This window comes from Nocardioides sp. AE5 (assembly GCF_031844485.1).
Taxonomy (GTDB): domain Bacteria; phylum Actinomycetota; class Actinomycetes; order Propionibacteriales; family Nocardioidaceae; genus Nocardioides.
This window is the reverse complement of the sequence record NZ_JAUZVI010000009.1, coordinates 16407-36436: the sequence shown is the minus strand read 5'-3', so window position 1 is coordinate 36436 and position 20030 is coordinate 16407. Positions and strand designations below refer to the sequence as shown.

General features: G+C 70.1%; 25 protein-coding genes. 13 read left to right on the top strand and 12 right to left on the bottom strand.

The genetic code is table 11. From position 1 onward, the window contains the following. Window positions 1-9 precede the first annotated feature (9 nt). Window positions 10-1284 (top strand): glutaminase, encoded by a 1275-nt coding sequence (locus Q9R27_RS13485; RefSeq protein WP_311252908.1) that lies wholly within the window; start codon window positions 10-12, stop codon window positions 1282-1284. 57 nt (window positions 1285-1341) lie between these two features. Here the strand turns inward: Q9R27_RS13485 and Q9R27_RS13480 are convergent, their stop codons facing one another. After that, complete coding sequence (locus Q9R27_RS13480) at window positions 1342-1665, bottom strand: PIN domain-containing protein (protein WP_311252907.1); 324 nt, start codon at window positions 1663-1665, stop codon at window positions 1342-1344. 28 nt (window positions 1666-1693) lie between these two features. Continuing rightward, window positions 1694-3016, bottom strand: a complete 1323-nt coding sequence (locus Q9R27_RS13475; protein ID WP_311252906.1) for an MFS transporter — start codon at window positions 3014-3016, stop codon at window positions 1694-1696. Between the two features lie 79 nt (window positions 3017-3095). Here Q9R27_RS13475 and Q9R27_RS13470 point away from each other — a divergent pair, with 79 nt between their 5' ends. The 4 genes from Q9R27_RS13470 (at window position 3096) to Q9R27_RS13455 (ending at window position 5628) form a co-directional block, all read left to right on the top strand. Continuing rightward, window positions 3096-4109, top strand: a complete 1014-nt coding sequence (locus Q9R27_RS13470) for an LLM class flavin-dependent oxidoreductase (protein WP_311252905.1) — start codon at window positions 3096-3098, stop codon at window positions 4107-4109. 23 nt (window positions 4110-4132) lie between these two features. Next, entirely contained in the window at window positions 4133-4537 is a 405-nt protein-coding gene (locus Q9R27_RS13465; RefSeq protein WP_311252904.1) for a hypothetical protein, read from the top strand. Between the two features lie 44 nt (window positions 4538-4581). Then, entirely contained in the window at window positions 4582-4800 is a 219-nt protein-coding gene (locus tag Q9R27_RS13460) for a hypothetical protein (RefSeq protein ID WP_311252903.1), read from the top strand. A gap of 117 nt (window positions 4801-4917) precedes the next feature. Beyond that, window positions 4918-5628 carry a hypothetical protein gene (locus Q9R27_RS13455; RefSeq protein ID WP_311252902.1) on the top strand — a complete coding sequence of 237 codons (711 nt, stop codon included), beginning with the start codon at window positions 4918-4920 and terminating at the stop codon, window positions 5626-5628. A gap of 7 nt (window positions 5629-5635) precedes the next feature. On the opposite strand, the gene Q9R27_RS13450 is transcribed toward Q9R27_RS13455, so the two are convergent. The 3 genes from Q9R27_RS13450 to Q9R27_RS13440 all read right to left on the bottom strand — a co-directional run bounded on the left by Q9R27_RS13450 (window position 5636) and on the right by Q9R27_RS13440 (window position 7743). Beyond that, window positions 5636-6316, bottom strand: a complete 681-nt coding sequence (locus Q9R27_RS13450) for a hypothetical protein (protein ID WP_311252901.1) — start codon at window positions 6314-6316, stop codon at window positions 5636-5638. A gap of 114 nt (window positions 6317-6430) precedes the next feature. Further along, window positions 6431-6880: a hypothetical protein gene (locus tag Q9R27_RS13445; RefSeq protein WP_311252900.1), complete on the bottom strand. Its 450-nt coding sequence runs from the start codon at window positions 6878-6880 to the stop codon at window positions 6431-6433. A 41-nt stretch (window positions 6881-6921) separates the two neighbouring features. Further along, a complete protein-coding gene (locus tag Q9R27_RS13440) occupies window positions 6922-7743 on the bottom strand; it encodes a dienelactone hydrolase family protein (RefSeq protein WP_311252899.1) in 822 nt (273 codons plus the stop codon). 17 nt (window positions 7744-7760) lie between these two features. Here Q9R27_RS13440 and Q9R27_RS13435 point away from each other — a divergent pair, with 17 nt between their 5' ends. After that, window positions 7761-8696 carry a hypothetical protein gene (locus Q9R27_RS13435; RefSeq protein WP_311252898.1) on the top strand — a complete coding sequence of 312 codons (936 nt, stop codon included), beginning with the start codon at window positions 7761-7763 and terminating at the stop codon, window positions 8694-8696. A 6-nt stretch (window positions 8697-8702) separates the two neighbouring features. Here the strand turns inward: Q9R27_RS13435 and Q9R27_RS13430 are convergent, their stop codons facing one another. Beyond that, entirely contained in the window at window positions 8703-9143 is a 441-nt protein-coding gene (locus tag Q9R27_RS13430) for a hypothetical protein (protein WP_311252897.1), read from the bottom strand. A gap of 99 nt (window positions 9144-9242) precedes the next feature. On the opposite strand from Q9R27_RS13430, the gene Q9R27_RS13425 reads away from it, so the two are divergent. Continuing rightward, a complete protein-coding gene (locus Q9R27_RS13425) occupies window positions 9243-9659 on the top strand; it encodes a hypothetical protein (protein ID WP_311252896.1) in 417 nt (138 codons plus the stop codon). 84 nt (window positions 9660-9743) lie between these two features. Then, the gene (locus tag Q9R27_RS13420; RefSeq protein WP_311252895.1) at window positions 9744-9992 is read left to right on the top strand and encodes a hypothetical protein; all 249 of its coding nucleotides are present in this window, start codon (window positions 9744-9746) and stop codon (window positions 9990-9992) included. Window positions 9993-10051: 59 nt separating this feature from the next. Here Q9R27_RS13420 and Q9R27_RS13415 read toward each other — a convergent pair whose 3' ends face one another. Together Q9R27_RS13415 and Q9R27_RS13410 are read right to left on the bottom strand one after the other, a co-directional pair. After that, window positions 10052-11410, bottom strand: a complete 1359-nt coding sequence (locus Q9R27_RS13415; RefSeq protein WP_311252894.1) for an MFS transporter — start codon at window positions 11408-11410, stop codon at window positions 10052-10054. 44 nt (window positions 11411-11454) lie between these two features. Continuing rightward, complete coding sequence (locus Q9R27_RS13410) at window positions 11455-11970, bottom strand: nuclear transport factor 2 family protein (RefSeq protein ID WP_311252893.1); 516 nt, start codon at window positions 11968-11970, stop codon at window positions 11455-11457. A gap of 139 nt (window positions 11971-12109) precedes the next feature. On the opposite strand from Q9R27_RS13410, the gene Q9R27_RS13405 reads away from it, so the two are divergent. Next, window positions 12110-12280, top strand: a complete 171-nt coding sequence (locus tag Q9R27_RS13405) for a LysR family transcriptional regulator (protein WP_311253043.1) — start codon at window positions 12110-12112, stop codon at window positions 12278-12280. Next, a complete protein-coding gene (locus tag Q9R27_RS13400) occupies window positions 12253-13041 on the top strand; it encodes a LysR substrate-binding domain-containing protein (RefSeq protein WP_311253042.1) in 789 nt (262 codons plus the stop codon). The genes Q9R27_RS13405 and Q9R27_RS13400 overlap by 28 nt, the downstream gene beginning before the upstream one ends. Here Q9R27_RS13400 and Q9R27_RS13395 read toward each other — a convergent pair. Further along, the gene (locus Q9R27_RS13395; protein ID WP_311252892.1) at window positions 13002-13856 is read right to left on the bottom strand and encodes a TetR/AcrR family transcriptional regulator; all 855 of its coding nucleotides are present in this window, start codon (window positions 13854-13856) and stop codon (window positions 13002-13004) included. The two genes, Q9R27_RS13400 and Q9R27_RS13395, sit on opposite strands and share 40 nt — an antisense overlap. Window positions 13857-13906: 50 nt before the next feature. Continuing rightward, window positions 13907-15823, bottom strand: coding sequence for an acetoacetate--CoA ligase (locus Q9R27_RS13390; RefSeq protein ID WP_311252891.1), 1917 nt, complete (start codon window positions 15821-15823; stop codon window positions 13907-13909). Window positions 15824-15916: 93 nt separating this feature from the next. Between Q9R27_RS13390 and Q9R27_RS13385 the strand changes: the two genes are divergently transcribed. Continuing rightward, window positions 15917-17227: a hemolysin family protein gene (locus Q9R27_RS13385; protein ID WP_311252890.1), complete on the top strand. Its 1311-nt coding sequence runs from the start codon at window positions 15917-15919 to the stop codon at window positions 17225-17227. A 9-nt stretch (window positions 17228-17236) separates the two neighbouring features. After that, on the top strand, window positions 17237-17887 hold the full coding sequence (gene leuE / locus Q9R27_RS13380) for a leucine efflux protein LeuE (protein WP_311252889.1): 651 nt from the start codon (window positions 17237-17239) through the stop codon (window positions 17885-17887). Between the two features lie 19 nt (window positions 17888-17906). Here the strand turns inward: leuE and Q9R27_RS13375 are convergent, their stop codons facing one another. Next, window positions 17907-18338 (bottom strand): hypothetical protein, encoded by a 432-nt coding sequence (locus Q9R27_RS13375; RefSeq protein WP_311252888.1) that lies wholly within the window; start codon window positions 18336-18338, stop codon window positions 17907-17909. Between the two features lie 113 nt (window positions 18339-18451). Continuing rightward, window positions 18452-19228 carry a crotonase/enoyl-CoA hydratase family protein gene (locus tag Q9R27_RS13370; RefSeq protein ID WP_311252887.1) on the bottom strand — a complete coding sequence of 259 codons (777 nt, stop codon included), beginning with the start codon at window positions 19226-19228 and terminating at the stop codon, window positions 18452-18454. A gap of 68 nt (window positions 19229-19296) precedes the next feature. Between Q9R27_RS13370 and Q9R27_RS13365 the strand changes: the two genes are divergently transcribed. Beyond that, on the top strand, window positions 19297-19983 hold the full coding sequence (locus tag Q9R27_RS13365; protein ID WP_311252886.1) for a PepSY domain-containing protein: 687 nt from the start codon (window positions 19297-19299) through the stop codon (window positions 19981-19983). Window positions 19984-20030: the final 47 nt, after the last annotated feature.

Sequence of the window (20030 nt, the reverse complement as noted above, 5' to 3'; positions counted from 1 at the left end):
CGTGTGCGCATGCGTTCACCGATCCCCGACTACCTCGACGAGGTCCTCACCGCCTGCTCGTACGACGTGGGTCGCGATGCCGGGCAGGTGGCCGACTACATCCCCGAGCTGGCGGCCGCGAACCCGGACCGGTTCGGGGTCTGCCTGGCCACCGTGGACGGTGCGTTCTACAGCGCCGGTGACGCGGACGCCGAGTTCACCATCCAGTCGATGTCCAAGCCGTTCGTCTATGCCCTGGCCATCGCGGACCGTGGCCTGGACGGCGTCCTGGCCAAGGTCGACGTGGAGCCGTCCGGTGAGGCGTTCAACGTGATCTCGCTGGAGGAGGAGTCCGGGCGCCCGGAGAACCCGATGATCAACGCGGGCGCGATCCTGACCCACTCACTGCTGGACGGGGCCGACGACCGCGAGCGCGCCGAGCGGATCCGTGACCTGTTCAGCCGCTCCGCCGGGCGCCAGCTCGAGATGGACGAGGACGTGTTCACCTCGGAGTGGAACACCTCGCACCGCAACCTGGCGATGGGCCACATGCTCAAGGCGGTCGGCGTCCTGGACGGCGACCCGGTCGAGGCGGTGCGCGGCTATGTGCGCCAGTGCGCCATCAAGGTGACCTGCGCGGACCTGGCGATGATGGCGGGGACCCTGGCCAGTGGCGGCGTACAACCGGTCACCGGCGAGCAGGTCTTCTCCCGCGAGCAGACCCGGCAGGCGCTGAGCGTGATGACCACGTGCGGCATGTACGACGCGGCCGGCGACTGGGTGACCACGGTCGGGATCCCGGCCAAGAGCGGCGTCAGTGGCGGCATCCTGGGTGCATTGCCCGGGCAGGTCGGGATCGCCGCCTTCTCCCCCCGCCTGGACGAGCACGGCCACAGCGTCCGCGGCGTGGAGGTCTTCGAACGACTCTCCCGCGACATGGGGCTGCACATGATGGACGTGGCCGCGCACCACGCCGCGACACTGCGCCAGCACTACGTCACCCGCGACGGGGCCAGCGCCGTCTTCCGGCTCCAGGGCAGCCTCCGCTTCGCCGGCACCGAGACGGTGGTGCGCGAGGTCAGTTCGACCGACTTCGACGAGGTCACCTCGCAGGTGGTGTTGGACTTCACCCGGGTCGAGGACGTGGACGACGTGTCGCGCCGGATGCTGCTGGAGGTGCTCCGTCGGCTCGCCCTGGACGGACTGGAGGTGCAGGTGGTCGACCCCGAGGGCATGTTGCCGGATCCCGATGCCGGCAGTGGAGTGCGGCCGGTGGTCCTGGACGCGGTGCCCGCCCGCGACTGACGCTGGTTGCGGTGTCGGCTGCTGTCATGTGGTGACGGCAACCGACACCACAACTCCTCACAGCAAGGTGAAGTCGACCCCGGTGTTCTCATAGGTGCTCCGGGCACGTCGGTCCCGGGTCAGCAGGTGGTGGCCGTGGTGCCGGGCCGTGGCCGCGACGAGCGCGTCCTGGATGGCGCCACCGCGCACCTGGGTCGGCGCCAACCGCTGGACGAGCGCGGCGTACGACGTGGCGGGCAGGCCCAGGGGCTTCAGGCCGGTATGCGCAAGGAGCGAGGCGGCGTCCGGCGCGGCCAACCGGTGTGGGGCCGGCAACCGGGTGAGGAGGCTGTAGCACTCCAGCAGGACGTGGGCCGGGACCGCGTCCACCCGGTCGCGCACGGTCGCGTGGGCGGATGAGTGCTCCGGGTCACTGGTCGCGCCCGGCGCTGACTTCCGGCAGGGAGCGGCCCAGGCCGGCACCGACCAGGCCGAGCAGGGCCAGGAAGACCAGTGCCGCCTCGTTGCCCCAGACAGAGAGCAGGCCGGTCACCGCTCCGGCGGCCAGGAGCAGCACGCCCATCGCCGTGTTGGCCACCGCGACGTACTCCGTACGCCGATCGCCCTCGGCCATGTCCACGACGTACGTCTTGCGGGCCAGCCGGGTGCCGAGGTGGACGATCGCCAACAGCAGGTACGTCGTGGGGTGCAGCCAGGCGGACTCGCGCAGCGTCGGCGACAACAGCGCCAGCAGGTAGCCGGCCGTCACCGCCGAGGCGCCCACCGCGCACCACACCATCAGCAACCGCGAGGAGGAGTCGGCCAGACGCCCGAAGAGACGTCCGCCGATCAGGTTGGCGACGCCCTGGGCCATCACGAAGAGGCCGAGCCCGGTGAGCGCATCGCCCTGGTGGGCCACCCCGATGGCGACCACGAACGGCGGGCTGAGCGCGGAGACCAGCAGCAACGCGCGGACCACGACGAAGCGCCGGAAGGGCGCGTCATCACGGAGCAGTCGCCAGGAACGGACAGCCCACCCGTCCTCGGCGGCCACGTCGGCAGGCTCGGTCTCCGGTTCCTTGACGGTGGCATAGAGCAGGAGGCCGACCACCCACATCGCGGCCGCGGCGAGCAGGAGCGCCCCCAACAACGGCGCATCGACGTCCCCGCCCCACACCTGCAGGGCGAGGCCGAGGGTGAGTGCCACCACTCCCGACAGCACGGTGACGACGCCGTTGATCTGGCCGCGCTCCCCCTTGGGGATGGTCCGCCCGAGCACGTCCTTGCTGCCCAGGGAGCAGAGCGCGCGCCCGAGCGCGAAGACCGCCAGTGCCACCGGCACCGCGATCCCTGCGGCCCACCCGGTCAGGGTGAACGCCACCAGTGCCATCGCCGCAGCGCCCGCTCCCTGGGCGAGGGCGCCGGCGACCCAGGCCCACTTGCGTGCCTGCAGCCGGCGCAGCCACGGCGTCAGCGCCGCCTGGGGCAGCATCGACCCGGACTCGCGGATCGGCACCAGCATGGCCAGGAAGACGCCGGGCGCGCCGAGCGTGGCGAGCAGCCACGGCAGCACCGTCTTCGCGTTGACGACCTGGTCGCCGATCCCCTGGCAGGCCTGGGCCCCGATCTGGCGTAGTCCGTTGCTGGCGATGTGCGGTTGGGCCGCCTCGGCCACCCCGCCGTCCGCCTCGTCCTGGTCCGGTGCTTCCTGGGGCTTGACCAAGCGGTGGAAGAGCCACGTCGTCGCGGACATGCTCCAGTCTCTCACCCGGGCGGCCGTACGGGGTGCGGTTTGCCGGGAACGTTCTGGGCGCCGGCGGTGTTGACCGGGCATGAAGAAGATCGGCTTCCTCTCCTTCGGCCACTGGACCCCCTCACCGCAGTCGCAGGTGCGCACCGCCTCCGATGCCCTGCTGCAGTCGATCGACCTCGCGGTCGCGGCGGAGGAACTGGGCGCGGATGGCGCCTATTACCGGGTGCACCACTTCGCCCGGCAACTTGCCTCGCCGTTCCCGCTGCTGGCGGCGATCGGGGCCCGGACCGAGCGGATCGAGATCGGCACCGGCGTGATCGACATGCGCTATGAGAACCCGCTCTACATGACCGAGGATGCCGGCGCGGCGGACCTGATCTCCGGCGGACGGCTCCAGCTCGGGATCAGCCGTGGGTCACCGGAGCAGGTGATCGACGGGTTCCGCTACTTCGGCTATGCGCCTGCCGACGACGACCATGCCGCGATGGCGCGCGAGCACACCCGGATCTTCCTGGACCAGCTCGAGGGCAAGGGGTTCGCCCAGCCCAACCCGCGCCCGATGTTCCCCAACCCGCCCGGCCTGCTCCGTCTCGAGCCGCACTCCGAGGGACTGCGTGACCGGATCTGGTGGGGCGCCGGGTCGCGGGCCACCGCCGAGTGGACCGCCGAGCAGGGGATGAACCTGATGAGCTCCACCCTGCTCACCGAGGACACCGGGGTCCCGTTCCACCAGTTGCAGGCCGAACAGATCGAGATGTTCCGCGACGCCTGGCGGGAGGCCGGCCACGAGCGTGAGCCGCGGGTATCGGTCAGCCGCAGCATCTTCCCGATCACCAACGACCTGGACCGTGCCTACTTCGGCGGTTCGGAGAGCGCCGACCAGGTCGGCCACATCGACGGCGGCGTGGCCCGGTTCGGCAAGACGTACGCCGGCGAGGTCGAGGAACTGGTCGCCGACCTGGCCCAGGACGAGGCGATCGCTGCCGCGGACACGTTGCTGCTCACCGTGCCGAACCAGCTGGGCGTGGACTACAACGCCCACGTGATCGACAACATCGTGCGCTACGTGGCCCCGGAACTGGGCTGGCGCTGACGACATAGCGGTAGCGTCGACACGTGGCATCCGAGGAAGAACAGATCCGCGACGTAGAGCGCAGTCTCGACGCTGGTGCGACGCGCCACCATCTGCGCGCGCGTCGCGCATGGGGCTTGGTCGGCACGCACACGAACCGTGACGATCGAGTGCAGGCAGAGCTGGCCCTGTGGCTGTGCGCTTGTTACAACGATGGCCCCTCGCCGACGTGGCTGATCTTCGGCAACGACGACGATCTCGCGTGGTGTTCGATGCCCGCTGGCATGGATGTCGACGATGTCGTCCATGCTGATGTCATAGCGGGTAGTCACACCTCGTCTGGAGAGGTTCTGGACTTCTTGGCGGGCACTACGTTGCTGCCTGGGGATTACTACGGTGAGAGCACAGTCGCTCGCCGCATCGCGAAGCGTCTGCTCGCGTCACCGTAGTGAGGAAGGAGTTTCCTGCCCTGCCGAGGCGGTAGATTTGAGACGTGGTCAGCATGGAACTTCGCGCCTCGGTCGACGCACTCAGTGACGCCGAGCGGATTGAGTTGCTCGCCTACATCGAGGGCACGCTTGACCTAGGCACCACACCGAGCGAGAAGCAGCATGCCTTGGCTGCGCAACGGCTCGATGCCTTGAAGACTGACGCGTCGTTGGGTCTGTCAATCGACCAGGCGATCGCTGCCGCCCGCCACATGACCGCATGAGCCACTGCCCATCCGGTTAGTGCACCGGAAAACTTGCACCAGGTGACTGCGATCCGGTGCACTAACCGTTCTCAGCCAGATGGTTTGTGACGCGCTTGTCGTGGAGAGCCTGCTGGCATGAGCTACGACCTCCTGGTGTTGACACCTGACGGACCTGGCGGACCGCGCGTGTTCGAACGCGTGCGCACGGTGCTGGACTCGATGAGGTCGGCCCTCGTCGATCCGCCGGCGGAGCCCGACGCCCGGATCGCTGCCTTCCACGACGAGATCACCGGCTTGTTCCCCGACGCTGGCGACGACGACGCTGACGCTGACGGCGGGGAGCAGGCCGAGGTGCCGTGGTCGATCTCGCCGCAGATCCAGGCACCGGACTGGCTCTACCTGTGCATCACCTGGTCCAGGGCCGAGGAACTGCACCACGCCGTCGACCGCCTCGCGGCCACCCACGGGCTCGCCGTCTTCAACCCCCAATCCGGGGTCGTCGTCCAGCTCCGGAGCACGCCCACGCTCCGTGCCTCGACCGAGAATGGCGACACGATCGACGATCCGTCCTCAGACGCGCTCCTCATGCTCTTCGAGGGCATCGAGGAGGGCACGAGTTCCTACCTGATCGTGGACGATCTCGCCGACGCGACGGGGCACACCTATGCGCAGACCTCACGCAACAAGGACGGGTCCTGGGTCGTGGAGCACCGCGACGGATCGCCGGATCGCCACTTCGGGACGACCGCTCCCGACATGGCATCGGCCCACGCGTTGATCGCCGGGTGGGCCCAGCAGGCGCCCGGTTGGCGCGAGTCGGCCACGTGGGAGCAGGTCTCCTTCTAGCGACTGGTCAGGCCCCGGACCGCTCGGCCAATCGCACCGCGGCGTGCCGCACGATGGGAGCCTCCTCCGGGTCGGCGGCGGCCTGCTCGGGGACCTGGCCGCCGAGCAGGGCAGCGGGCTGCGTCAGCCATCCCCACACGTGCCACGGATCCATCCCGGAGGCGAGCAGCGGCAGCAACACCGGCTCCAGTTCGGGACGGGGCTCGGCCGCTGCGTCGAACTGGAAGGCCGGGACCAGCCGCTGCTCGTCGCGGGGCACCACCAGCAGCCGGTTCTCGCTGGCCGCCTTGTGCACCAGGAAGCGGATCGCGTTGACCGATTCGCCGCGCACCCGTGCCAGTGCCTCGTAGTCGAACCAGTCACTGGCCAGCAACCCTGCCCGCACCTGCGCCCGACGGCGCAGCTGCAGCAGGTCCACCGGCACGGCGTACGTCGGATCCGAGCCGTCGCTGTGCAGCAGCGCGTTGAGCTCGGCGAGCTGGGTGGCGGTCAACGGGTCGCCCGTGTTGGGGTCGTGCCAGTGCGGCGTACCGTCCGGGTCGCGGGTGAATCCCGGCAGCCGGGCCTCGGCGAGCTGGTCGACCAGGTCGAGGTCGGTGAGCCAGTCGGCCAGAGCGGCCGCGAGCCGGGGGTCGGGCAGGTCCTCGCCCGCCGGCTGGCCGCAGTTGGAGCACCCGCATGACGTCACGGACCGATCTTCCCATCCGGGCGCGGGCAACCGGTCACCGGACGAAGATCGGCGCGACACGCCGAGGTTGCGGCGTGTCGCGCCGGTTTCCTCCGCCCCACGGGTTGCTGCGGGTCAGGAGAGCGTGAGTTCCACGATCGTGGCGACGTCCATGGTCGGGGTGGAGGCAACCACCGAGCCGCCAGCTCTCAGCGTGAACTCGGTGACCAGGTCGTTGTAGTTGTAGCCAGGATCATTCTTCGGCGCCAGCTCCATGTCGGAGCGGAGCTCGACGACGCCGTCCTCGATGGAGAGCACTTCGAAGGTGGCGACGCCGGTGAGAACGTCTATGCCGAAGGTGTCACCCTCGGTGACCTCGAACGTTTCGGTTTCCGGGACCGGGTCGTCGTCGGGGTCCCACCCGTTCCACGTGGTGGCGACGGCGGTGATGGTCACGGTTTCCGGTTCCTGTCCCGGATCCCCGGCCTGGCCGCCGGGGCCGTCGCCGCTGGTGTCGCAAGCGGTCAGGGAGGTGCCGAGCAGGAGCACGACGAGGACGAGGAGGGAGCGCAACAAGGAGTTCATGCCTGGTCCGACGGAGCGCCCGGCGATCCGGTTCCCGTGGGTCAGTCAGGCAGCAACTTGGTGCGGAAGAGCCCGAGTACGTCGTCCAGTGCGGCGCGGGTGCGGCTGCCGGGGGCGTCCACGTAGTGCTCGGTCAGCACCGAGTGCGGCGCGATCAGGGCATCAGGGTTGGCGTCCTCGTCGTCCAGCTCGACCGCCACGAACGCGTCGCCGAGTTGTTCGCGCAGCCACGCGAACCGTTCGCCGGGCACCAGGACGTCGCTCTTGAACCGGAGCCCCATCACCTGCAGGTCGCCGGCGGCGCACCGCTGCTTGACCACGGCCAGGTCGGAGTCGGAGATGTCGGTGCCGCGCTTGCGACCGGGCAGGACGGCCAACGGCAGGGACGGCTGGGAGAGCACCGGTGCCAGCATCCGCTCGTCGGTGGCCATCGCCAGCGCGAACCCCCCGGTCAGGCACATCCCGACCGCGCCGACGCCGGGTCCGCCGCACCGCTCGTGCTCGTGTGCGGCCAGGGCGCGCAGCCAGGTGACGACCGGGGAGGTCTTGCCGGTGGCGAAGAGGCTGAACTCGCGGCTGACGCAGATCTTGCCCAGCGAGCGCCCCATCGTGCCGAGCGTGCCGAGCCGTCCGTGCGCGGCGATGTCGGGGTCGCGCCCCGGCATACCGAACAGGTGCGGCATCGCGACGCTGAAGCCGGCATCGCGCACGGTGCGGGCAAAGTCGGCCACCCTGGGCGTGATCCCCGGGATCTCGGCGATCACGATCACGGCCGGTCCGGTGCCTGCCCGATAGACCGGCCGGGTGGACCCGTCGGCGGTGAAGTCGCTGCGCTCGAAATCGAGGAGTGGATCGTCTGCCATGAGGGAAGCCTAGGGCCATGACCCGATTGAGTGACTCACTTCCTGACCACATCACCCTCCCCGACGAACTCGAGGCCGCCTGGGCCTGGATGGAGGCACAGGGCTGGGGCGGCACCGGTGCCGACGGCAGTCCGTTCCTGACGCCATACGCCGGGGACGTCCAGCTCGGTGTCGTCTTCGCCACCGGGTCACTGGCTGGCTGGTTCGAACCGGACAGCCCGGCAGCGGCCCGGTTGCTGCCGATCGCCGAGATCACCGGCAGCGGATCGATCGGCGCACTCTGGGTGGACGACGACGGGAAGACCCGGGTGGTGGCCCTGGACTCGGAGGGGTCGGCGTACGTGCTGGCCGAGACGGCGCTGGACTTCCTGCGCCTGGTCGCCATCGGCCACGCCGAGCTGCACGAATGGGACCTCAGCCTGGAGCCGGAGGACGAGGAGTCCGTGGAGGCGCACGCGGAGTTCCGGGCCTGGCTGGAACAGGAGTACGCCGTCCAGGTGCCGGAAGTGTGGGAGGCGGCCGACTCCGAGGACGACTTCGCCCAGTGGGTCGCCGTGCAGCGCGGCGAGGTTGCCCCTGAGCCGGACCCTGTCCCCGAGGGACTGCCGGCCGACGCGGTCGATGGTGACGTCGCCGTGATGCTCGGCCTGCTCGGCCAGCCCGACGCGGGGACGGCTCTGGCCGAACTGGTCGGCATGCCGGGCGCGAAGCCGGCCCAGTTGCGCAAGGCCGGGGTGGAGTTCGAGACCCGCCGCAAGGCGCTGGACACGGTCTGGGTGGACCCGGCGGCCTATCCGCATCCCGAGCGGCTGATCAGCGAGCCGCCAGCCGGGGAGCCGGAACTGGTCGGCAGCGGCTGGGTCCGGTACGTCGTGGGCGGACGCTACCTGCACCTGACCTGCGAGCCCGGCGGGCCGATCACGCAGTTGACCCTGATGGTCGAGGGGCCTTGAGCCGGTTCACTGCAGGGTGAGGGTGATGAAGGTGGCGGCGTCCTCGCTGGGCGTGGAGAGTTCCAGCGGGACGCCCCGGTCCAGCACGTGCAGCCGGGGCAGGTCAGGGCGATAGGTGCCGTGCTTGCCGACGGCCAGCAACGGTCCCTGGCCCAGGTCCAGGGTGGCGGTTTCCGCGCCGACCGCGGTCAGGGTGAAGGTCGCGGTGCCGCCGATCACGTCGATCTGGAAGTCTTCGCCGATGGCCAGTTCGACGGTCTGCACCTCGGGCTCAGGGAGTTCCTCGGGGGCCACCCAGCCGCTCCACCGCTCGACGACCACGTCGATGGTGACGCGTTGTTCCTCGTCACCTCCGACAGCGCTGTTCGCGGAGCCACAGGCCGCGAAGAGCGGGGCGATGAGCAGCAACAGGAGTGCGGTGAGCGGGGTGATGGTTCGCGTGTTCATGCAGGTGGGACGGGGAGTCCGCGATTCTGGTTCCGCATTCGCGAAGAGGGTTGTGGATAACTCCTGCAGCGTCGGCGCGATCCCGTCAGGATGGCCGACATGACTTTTCAAGACCTGCCCCGCGGCTGGGGTGACGGACCACTGGACCACGACCTGCTGCCCGACGTGGTGGACCTCCTCGTCAGCGAGAGGGAACGCTTCGGTGGCTGCCTTATGCTGCTCATCGTGCGGGGTGACGGACGGCTCCACCGCGAGCCGATCCTGATCAGCGAGTTGCCGCTGCACACCGGGCCCGACGGCTCGGAAGCGGTGTTCCACCACATCCTCGAGACGATCGCCCCCGACGGCGGCACCCTGGTGGTTGCCCGGGGACGCCGCGGCCCGGCCGAGGTCACCGCCGATGACGCCGGCTGGAGTGCGTTCCTCCGCCGTCACCTGGGCGATGCGCTGGTCGGCTTCTTCCTCGCGACACCCGGCTCGGTGATCGAGGTGCGCGACGGAGCGGCTGCCGCTTGAGCGGGTGTTCTCGACGCCGGACATCCGTGTCCCCACGGTCCTTTTTGGCGGGACGGATGAATGGCCGGGAGTAGCATGCGAGTCATGAGCGATGAAGATCTTGCTCGAGCGATCATCGATCACGCTGCCGTGGCCTCTTCTCCGGTGATCGAGCTCTTGACGCAAGGTCACGAGTGGCGCCAAGCCGGCATCAGCGCGCTCAGCCTTGGCCTCAAGGCCGACGTCACCTTCCCGTCCGAGTTGCTTCGTGCCGCACTGGAACGGTGGCAGCCGGACATGGGCCCGGTCCTGGCAGATCGCTTCGCCAAGGCACTGGCACGCGCTGCCGCTTGAGCGCCGTGGTCAGCGCCGTGCCCAGTCCTCCGTGGCGACTGGGCACGGGCCACCGGCCCTCACGCCTCCGCGAGGGAGCGGCGCGAGGTCTCCGGCGCCTTCCAGCCGGCGGTGATCGTGATCAGGCCGAGTGCCATCACATAGAGCGCCACCGGCCACCAGGCCCCGCCGGCCAGGGTGGACAGCGCCACCGCCAGGAACGGACCGAAGCCACCGAAGACCACCGCAGCCACCTCACGGCTGACCGCGGCGCCGCTGTAACGGGACTCGGTGCTGAACAGTTCGGCCAGCAGCACGCCCTGGACACCGAAGGCGATGCCGACACTGCCACCCTGGGCGAGCGCCAGGGCGACCATCGCCAGCACCGGACGGTCGGTGTTGACCAGCCAGAAGAACGGGAACGCGAAGCAGATCACGAAGGCAGCACCGGTCATCAGCACCGGACGGCGACCAACGCGGTCCGAGGCCAGGCCGGCGATCGGGGCGACGATCATCACCACGACGCCGGCAATGACCAGGCCCAGGGTGCCCACGGAGCCGTCGTACCCGCGGTCCTTGAGGTAGGAGAGCGCATAGACCTGGTAGAGGTGGCTCAGCGCCAGGGGTGCAGCGACGAGCCCGCCGACCAGCACCATGGAGCGCCACTGGGTGCGGAAGAGGGTGCGCAGCGGCGCCTTCTCCGCGACCTCGGCCTCCGTCTCGGCCTCGGTCTCACGCTGGAACTCGGGGGTCTCCTCGATGTGCAGGCGGATCCACAGGCCGAGCAGCACCAGGACCAGGCTGGCCAGGAACGGCACGCGCCAGCCCCATGACTCGAACTGGGCGTCAGTGGTGATCGCAGTCATCAGCAGGACCGCACCCGAGGAGAGGACCAGTCCGAGGTAGACGCCGGCCGCGGAGAGCGAGCCATAGAGCCCGCGGCGGTTGTCGGGGGCGTATTCGACGGCGAAGACCGAGGCGCCGCTGTATTCGGCGCCCGATCCCATCCCCTGGAGCAGCCGGGTGATCACCAGCAGGATCGGCGCCCAGACACCGATCATCGCGTGGGTGGGCAGCAACGCCATCGCGAAGGTGGCCAGCCCCATCAGCAGCAGGGTGGCGATCAGGGCCGGGCGTCGGCCGTACTTGTCACCGATGTGGCCGAAGACCATCGCTCCGAAGGGCCGGGCCACGAAGCCTGCACCGAAGGTGGCCATGGCCAGCAGCAGCGAGACCGACGGGTCGGAGTTGGGGAAGAAGACCACCGAGAAGACCAGCGCGGAGGCGGCGCCATAGAGGAAGTAGTCGTACCACTCCAGGGCGGAGCCCATCAGGACGGCGCCGGCAACGCGGCGCAGGGTGCCCCGATCGACGCCACTCGTGGGCGGCTCGATGGGGTCCGGCACGGGGATGGCCGGTGCTTCATGGGTCATGGTCATGACGTCTCCAGATCGGATGGTGTGGACGGAGCGAAGGGGGCGGTTCAGGGGGCGGTGGGAGTGTCGGCCCGGCGCTCCAGCGTCCGGGCGTCGGCGGCAGCGACGGCCGCGGCATAGTCGAAGCGGCCGGATTCCCAGCCGTCCTCGAGGGGGGACCAGAAGAAGAAGGAGACCTTCCGCTCCACGAAGCGCCAGCGGCCGTCGTCGCAGCGGCGCATCTTGTCGGCGTACCGCCCGGCGGCGATGTGGGCACGGCCCTCGACCACGCAGGGCTGGTCGAGCCAGGTCTGGCCGGTGGCCTCATCGCCGGCGAGCTCGATGGTCTCGTTGCTGCTGAAGTGCCACCAGGCCTCGAGTGCGCCTTCCTGCAGGCCGGGGAAGAAGGCGCGGAGGTTGTCGCGACCGCGCACCTCGGAGAGGCCGATGAAGGCACCCTCGGGGGTGAAGAGCTCGACCAGGTCGTCCCAGTGGCCGTCATCGAGGAGCTGGCAATAGCGGGCGCGCAGCTGCCCGATCTCGTGCAGGTCCTCCAACCTGCGGACCCGTGCCTCGAGGCTCATCCCGATGTCCTTCGTCCGTGGTGTCGTGTGCCCCGTGGTGCGCTGGGTCACATCTTCTGTTCACTCGACGGTAAGAGCCCGGGACTCATAGTGGAAGTATCTATTTACCTATCCACTTAGAGGCTGTCAGTATTAGTGGATGGAACTGCGCCACCTCCGCTACTTCGTCGCGGTCGCCGAGGAGCTCAACTTCAGCCGGGCTGCCGAGCGGTTGCACATGGCCCAGCCGCCCTTGTCCCAGCAGATCAGGCAACTCGAGGACGAACTCGGCTCCCGCTCTTCCTGCGCACCACCCGTCGCGTCGAGCTGACCACGGCCGGAGAGGCCTATCTGACCCGGACCCGCGAGATCCTCGACGCCGTCGATGACGCCGGCGAACATGCCTCCCGGGTCGCGGCAGGGCGCGTCGGCAAGCTGACCGTCGGGTGCGTCGGCTCCGCGACGTACAGCCTGCTGCCCACGCTCGCCCGCAGCCTGCGCGCCGAACTGGCCGACGTGCAGTTCGGCTTCCGCGGCGAGATGCTCTCCCCCGACCAGATCGCCGCGCTCCACGGCGGCTCGCTCGACATCGGACTGATGCGTACGCCGCCGGACAGCGCCGGCCTGGCGATCCACCCAGTCCGCCGCGACCGGTTGATCGCCGCCGTCCCCCAGGGCCACCGGCTCGCCGACGCGGCCGAGATCCGGATCAACGACCTGGCCGGCGAGGAGCTGGTGATCCACGCCGGCGGCGGCCGCTCGGTGATGAACGACGTGGTCCAGCGGACCTGCCGGGCGGCGGGGTTCGAGGCGACCGTGGCCCATGAGGTCGCCGAGACCTCGACCCTGGTCACCTTCATCGCGGCGGGCCTTGGCATTGCCGTGGTGCCCGAGCCCACCTCGGTGCTCGCCGTACCCGGGGTGGCCTTCGTGCCGCTGGCCGAGGCGCCGTACGTCGACCTGGTTGCCGTGGTCCGCGCCGACGACGAGGCGCCGGTGCTGGCCCGGGCGCTGCAGGTGTTGCGTCGCCTCAGGGGCGCAGAACCGGCCGCTCAGGAAGGCTCGGAGGGCGACGCGTCGGACGCCCCGTAGGTCGCCACGAACCGCTCGATGACCGCGGGATCTGGTCGCTCCCCGTCCGGGAGCATCTCCATCGCGCCGAGGAAGAACGAGGTGAAGCCCAGCGCGGGCAGGGTCCAGGCGCGGGCCCATCCGGTGTCGAAGGGGTCCAGGTCCAGGCGTACGTCGACCAGCACGTCGGGCAGCATCCGTGCCTCCAGTGCCGTGCCCTGGATGAAGGATCCTCCGATCACGGCGATGTCGTCGAAGGTGATCCCCGGGCGGGGACGGCACCCGAAGACGGCAGCGACGTCGCGATAGAAGGTGCTCAACCGTTCCACGAAGGCGACCTCGGTCCGGGCCAGGATCGCCTCGGCGAGGTCGCGGTGCTCGGGCTCGACCGAACCGAGGGAGGCAACGATGCCGAGCACGGTCTGGAAGCCAGCCGAGGCATGCAGGTCGGTGAAGTTGCGGCTGGCGCCGACCCGGCAGATCTCCACCAGCAGGGCACGTCGCCCGTCGGCAGTGGCCAGCAGGTCAGCGCTCGCGGCGACCGCAGCAGCCAGCGATCCGCTGGCGCCGGAGGAGAAGACGTGCTGGGTCTGCGACGCCTCCTCCACGACGGCCAGGTAGAGGTCGGCCAGGAACGCGTCGCGGTCCTTCCAGGCCCGATAGGCCGCGGTCCGCGAGACGTCAGCGGCCTTGATCACGTCCTCGAATCCGACCCCGCCGATGCCGACGGTCAGCCCGGTCTCCCGGAAGGCCCGCAGGCCCGCCTCGAGGATGCGGCGGCGTGCCTCCTCGGCCGGGATCCGGGCCCGGCGTTCGGCGGGAGGCGACGCGTTCACGCGCCCAGTTTAGGCGTGTCGGCGTGCGCCCGGGCGTGCTCCGTGATTCCTCAGGCCCGGGCGTGCACGGCGTACCAGTCCAGGAGCTCGGGCGCATCCACGCTGCCGGGGTCCAGGGCCCCGCTGAGGTCCTTGCCGGCGAGCACCTTCTTCACCGGCACCTCGAGCTTCTTGCCGGTGCGGGTGTGCGGGATGCCGGGAGCGGCGATCACGTCGTCGGGGACGTGGCGCGGCGAGGCATGCGAGCGGATCGCTTCCTTGATCCGGGTGGTGAGGTCGTCGTCGAGTTCGACGCCGTCGGCGAGCACCACGAAGAGCGGCATCCAGTAGCCGCCACCTTCCAGTTCCAGGCCGATCACCAGCGCCTCGCGCACCTCGGGCATCGCCTCGACCGGCTCGTAGATGTCGGCGCTGCCCATCCGGATCCCGTTCCGGTTCAGGGTCGCGTCCGAGCGGCCGTGGATCGCCACCGATCCGTGGTCGGTGATGGTGATCCAGTCGCCGTGGCGCCAGATCCCCGGATAGGTGTCGAAGTAGGTGTCGGTGTAGCGCGCGTCGCCGGGGTCGTCCCAGAACTTCACCGGCATCGACGGCATCGGACGGGTCACCACCAGTTCACCGACCTCGCCGCGGACCGGCTCCCCGGCCGGGTCGAAGGCGTCCAGCGCCACCCCGAGGCACGGCCGGGACAACTCCCCGGCCCAGACCGGGGTGGTCGGCGCCGTAGCGACGAATGCGCTCACCACGTCGGTGCCGCCGCTGATCGAGGCGATCTGGACCACGTCGGGCAGTTCGTCGGCCAGCGCAAGGTGGCTCAGCGCCGGGAACGTGGCCCCCGAGATGCCGACCCGGCGCAACCGGGACAGGTCGTGGTCGCGCGGACCGACCCCGGCCTTCTGGCACGCCGCGACGTACCCCGGGCTCATCCCGGTCGACGTCGTGCCGGTGGCTGCGGTGATCGCCCATACCTGGTCGGTCGCCGGGTACGCCGCGGAGCCGTCGTACGTGACGATCGAGGCGCCGGTGAGCAGGCCGCTGACCACGAAGTTCCACATCATCCACGACGGCGTCGTGTACCAGAAGACCCGCTCGCCGGGGCCCGCGTTGAAGTGGAGCGCGGCGAGCTTCGCCTGCTCCAGCCAGGCGCCGCCGTGGCCGTGCACGATGCCCTTCGGCTTGCCGGTGGTGCCCGAGGAGAAGAGCACCCACAGCGGATGGTCGAACTCCACCTCCACCGGCGCGAACTCCTCCCCGGACCCCAGCGCCTGCTGCCACGCGGGCCCGGCGACGTCGAAGCTGCCGACCAGTGAGCCCAGCGCGCCCTTCAGTTCGGCGACCACCTCGCTGCGGTCACGTTCCTTGCCGCCGTGGACGTAGGAGTTGGCGTGGACCAGCACCTTGGGTTCGAGTTGGCCGAAGCGGGCCAGCGCGGCCGAGGCGGCGTAGTCCATCCCGCACACTGACCAGATCGCCCCGATGCTCGCCGCGGCCAGCAGCGCCACCACCGCATCGGCACTGTTGGGCAGGTAGCCAACCACCCGGTCGCCCTTCTCGACGCCCAGGGCACGGTACGCCGCAGCGACACCGGCGACCTGCGAGCGCAACTGGTCCCAGGTCAGCTCGAACGTGGCGTCCGGGTCCTCGGTCATCGAGACGATCGCGACCTCGTCGCCGGGGCGCCCCTCGAGCGCGGCCGCGGCATAGTTGACCCGCGCCTGCGGGAACCAGGTCGCACCCGGCATCTGCTCCCGGGCGAGCACCGGCCCGGGCAGCGGACGGCCCAGGAACTCCGCGACCAGCGACCAGAAACCGGCCAGGTCCTCGACCGACCAGCGCCACAGTGCGTCGTACCCGGCGGTGCCGGAGGCGGAGAAGTCGCGCCCGGTCCGCTCGCCGGCCAGCCGGGCGAACTCCTCGATACGGAACGGGGCTTCGGCAGGCGTGGGGGTCCAGTCGGGGTCAGTCATGCTCCGACACTAGGGGTTACCGGCGAGTCATTCATCCGATCGCGAGCGTCTGTGTCGCGGCGGCGCGGCGCCGCGCTGTGGAACGATCAGCGCATGATCGACTCCCAGACCCTGCTCAATCTCGGACTCGTCGTGGTCTTCGTGCTCGTGGGCGGGGTCTTCGCGGCCACCGAACTGGCGCTGGTCTCGCTGCGGGAGACCCAGGTCAACCAGCTCGAGGAGCGCGGCGGGCGCGGCGCCCGGGTGGCCTCGATCGCCCGCGACCCCAACCGGTTCCTCTCCGCGGTGCAGATTGGCGTCACCGTGGCCGGGTTCTTCTCCGCGGCGTACGGCGGATCCACCCTCGCGCCGGACATCGCGCCGTACCTGGTCGACCTGGGCCTGGGCACCGACGCGGCCGACACCGCCGCACTGGTCGCGATGACGCTGCTGATCGCCTACCTCTCGCTGGTCTTGGGCGAACTGGTCCCCAAGCGGATCGCGCTGCAGCAGCCGAGCCGGATCGCGACCATCACCGGGCCGCCGCTGGCCCGGTTCGCCACCGCGATGCGGCCGGTGATCTGGCTGCTCTCGGTCTCCACCAACGCCATGGTGCGCCTGCTCGGCGGTGACCCCAACGCCACCTCCGACGAGGTCAGCACCGAGGAACTGCGCGAGATCGTGACCAGCCACGAGGGCCTGGCCGACGAAGAGCGGCAGATCCTCAGCGACGTCTTCGCCGCGACCCACAGCACGCTGAAGGAAGTGATGCAGCCGCGCGGCGACGTGACCTTCGTCGAGGGCACCATGCCGCTGGTCGAGGCGGTCGCCTGGGCCCGCGACCAGGCCTATTCGCGCTATCCGGTGACCGGGCGCAACTTCGACGACGTCACCGGCTTCCTGCACGTGCGCGACCTGGTCGCCGTCGACGCGGGCGACACCCGCACCGTGGCCGACGTACAGCGGCGGGTGCTGCACCTGCCCGGCACCAACCGGGTGCTGCCCAGCGTGGTCACCCTGCGCGAGGAGCGCACCCACCTGGCCATCGTGGTCGACGAGTTCGGCGGCACCGACGGGATCGTCACCCTGGAGGACCTGGTCGAGGAGGTGGTCGGCGAGATCGCCGACGAATACGACACCGAGCCGACCCCGACCCACGACGACCGGGCACCGGGCGAGCCGATCGAGGTTGCCGGACACCTGAGCATCGAGGACTTTGCCGAGGAGACCGGGTGCGAACTGCCCGACGGTGACTACGAGACCGTGGCCGGTTTCGTCATCGCGCAACTGGGGCGCCTGGCCGTCGTGGGCGACGAGGCGGACGCAGCGACCATGGTGCTGCGCGTGGTCGGGGTGGACGGCAATCGGATCACCCGGATCCTGGCCGTCCCGAAACCGGATGCGGCGGTTGACGACCAGGCGTAGGATCCCTCCGTGCTGGGCATCACCGACCTCTCGACGTACCTCATCGGTCTCGTCCTGATCATCCTGCTGCCCGGGCCGAACTCGCTCTACGTCCTGTCCGTCGCGGCACGCAAGGGCGTCGGGGACGGCTACCGGGCGGCCGCTGGCGTCTGGGCCGGCGACACCGTGCTGATGGTGCTCTCCGCCGCGGGCGTCGCGTCGCTGCTGCAGGCCAACGAGTTCGCCTTCGGCGTGGTGAAGTATCTCGGCGCCGGCTACCTGGGCTGGCTGGCGATCTCGATGATGCGCTCGGCCTGGTCGATGTGGCGCACCCGGCGCGACCTGGTCGCCGAGGGAGCCCCGCAACTGAGCCCGCGCCGCGAGCGGCCGTTCCGCCGCGCCCTGGTGATCAGCCTGCTCAACCCCAAGGCGATCCTCTTCTTCGTCGCCTTCTTCGTGCAGTTCGTGGACCCGGCGTACGCCTCGCCGGCGCTCTCGTTCCTCTTCCTGGGCATCCTCGCCCAGATCGCCAGCGCCACCTATCTGAGCGTGCTGATCTTCGGCGGCACCCGGCTCTCGGAGGCGTTCCGCAAGCGGCGCGGCGTCTCCGCCGGCGCCACCTCGGCGGTCGGGGCAGTCTTCCTCGGCTTCGCGGTAAAGCTGTCCCTGACCTCGAGCTGACGCCGGCGTACGCCGTGGCTCAGGCCTGCTCGAGCTCGCCCACGGTCACCTTCGGGTTCGGGATGCTGCCGCCGGAGAAGAAGAACCCACCGCCACCGAAGTAGTAGCCGCCACCGCCGCCACCGCGCCCGGCCGGCGGCTCCGGCCGCTTGTCGAGGCCCTCACCACAGAGCTGGCCCTCGAGCTGGCCGTTGATGTAGACGTCGTGGCACTGCTCTTCTGCGGGCTTGGACGGCTTGGAAGGCTTGGTCGGCCTGTTGCGGAGGTCGTTGATGTCGCCGCATCGGGAGTCCTGCGAGTAGTGGTTCACCCCGTCGACCTGGCTGACGTAGACGCCCGGGGCCGCTTCGTGGCATCCGCGCGGCGCTGCCGAGGCAGTGGTGGCCGTGGCGATAGCCAGGCCGGAGAAGGCGGTCGCGATCGTGGCGACGAGGACAAGTGTTCGCTTCATGGTGGAACCTTTCCGAGAGTGGTTGCTTGCCTGTGGTCAGACGCCAATCAACCAGTCCCGGTTCCGTGCGCACCAGCGGAATGTTCCGCCGCTCCCCCGATCAGTCGCGGCAGCTAGCCGCCGAGGGCCGCGGTGAGCCGCTTGCGGGGCTCGTCGGAGGTGAGCAGCACCTGCTGCTCGCGCGATTCGGCCAGGAGTACGTCGGCCGCCGGCGCGCAGTCGTCCAGGGCGAGGGAGAAGATCCGCTTCGCAGCGACCAGGGAGGCGCGGGAACTGCCCAGGATCTCCCGGGCCAGGCGCATCGCCTCGGCGTGCGGGTCCTCGGCCGTGCGGGTGACCAGGCCGATCTCGGCGGCCTCGGCGCCGCTGACCTGGCGCCCGGTGTAGACCAGTTCGCGGGCCACGTCACCGCGCACGCATCCGCGCAGCAACGGATAGCCGGCCATGTCCGGCACCAGGCCCCAGCGGGCCTCCATCACGGCAAGCTTCGTGGCCGGCTCAGCGATCCGGATGTCGGCGCCGAGCGCGATCTGCAGGCCGCCACCGAAGACGACGCCGTGCAGCGCCGCGATCACCGGTACGTCGATCGTGCGCCAGCCCCATGCGACCTGCTGGAACATGTTGGCATCGCCGTGCGTGCGCACGTTGAGGTCACCCAGGTTCGCCGGGTCGCCGAGGTAGGCCAGGTCGATGCCGGCGCAGAAGGAGCGCCCGGCACCGGAGAGGACCACGACGTGTACGTCGTCGCGTCCACCGATCTCGTCGATGGCACCGAGGATGCCTTCGAACATGGCCGCATCGAGGGCATTCATCTTGTCGGGGCGGTTCAGCACCACCTCGGCGATGCCGTCGTTGACCTCGATCGTGACCCTGGGCTCGCTCTGCGTCATGGCGTCAGCCTACGACGTACGCTGGCGACGGACGACGGACATGACCGCACCGATGAAGGGAGCCCGTCGTGGAGCACCGAACCACACTGCGCCGCACCGGACAGCGCCGGAGCATGCGCGCCCTTGCCGTGGCGGCCACTGCTGGCCTGGTCCTGGCCCTGCCCGCCTGCTCGAGTGACGACGAGGCCGGGCCGTCCGGCTCGACTCCGACTGCCCCGGGCAGCAGCGCCGCCGCCGACCCGACGGGCGCTTCCCCGACTGATCCCGGCTCGACCGGCTCTGACGACACGACCGCCGGCGAGCTCGCCGAGGAACCCGCCGCGGACGCGACCGCGCTCGTCACTGCGGGCCGCACCGCCGAGGCAGCGGTCGACGGCAGCACCCTGTCCTCGATCGAGGCGGAGCGCGACGGCACCTGGGAGATCGACGTGGTCGACGCCGACGGCACCCGGTTCGAGGTGATCGTCTCCGCCGACGGCACCACGGTGGTCAGCGGTCCGCGGGAGGAGCGAGACTCTGCTGACGACAAGGCCGAGCACCGCGCCGAGGTCCAGGGCGCCACCGTAGACTTCGAGGCGGCAGCGAGCGCCCTGCTCGAGGAGTTCCCGGGCGGCCAGGTCACCGAGCTCAGCCTCGACACCGAGGACGGCCGGGTCATCTGGGAGGCGGACGTGATCGACAGCTCCGGCCAGCGGCACGAGGTCGACCTGGACGCCGGCACCGGCAAGGTGCTCTCCAGCGAACTCGACGACTGAGGGCCGACGAGCGCCATCCGCTGCCGCTGGCTGTTACTGCTGCCGCT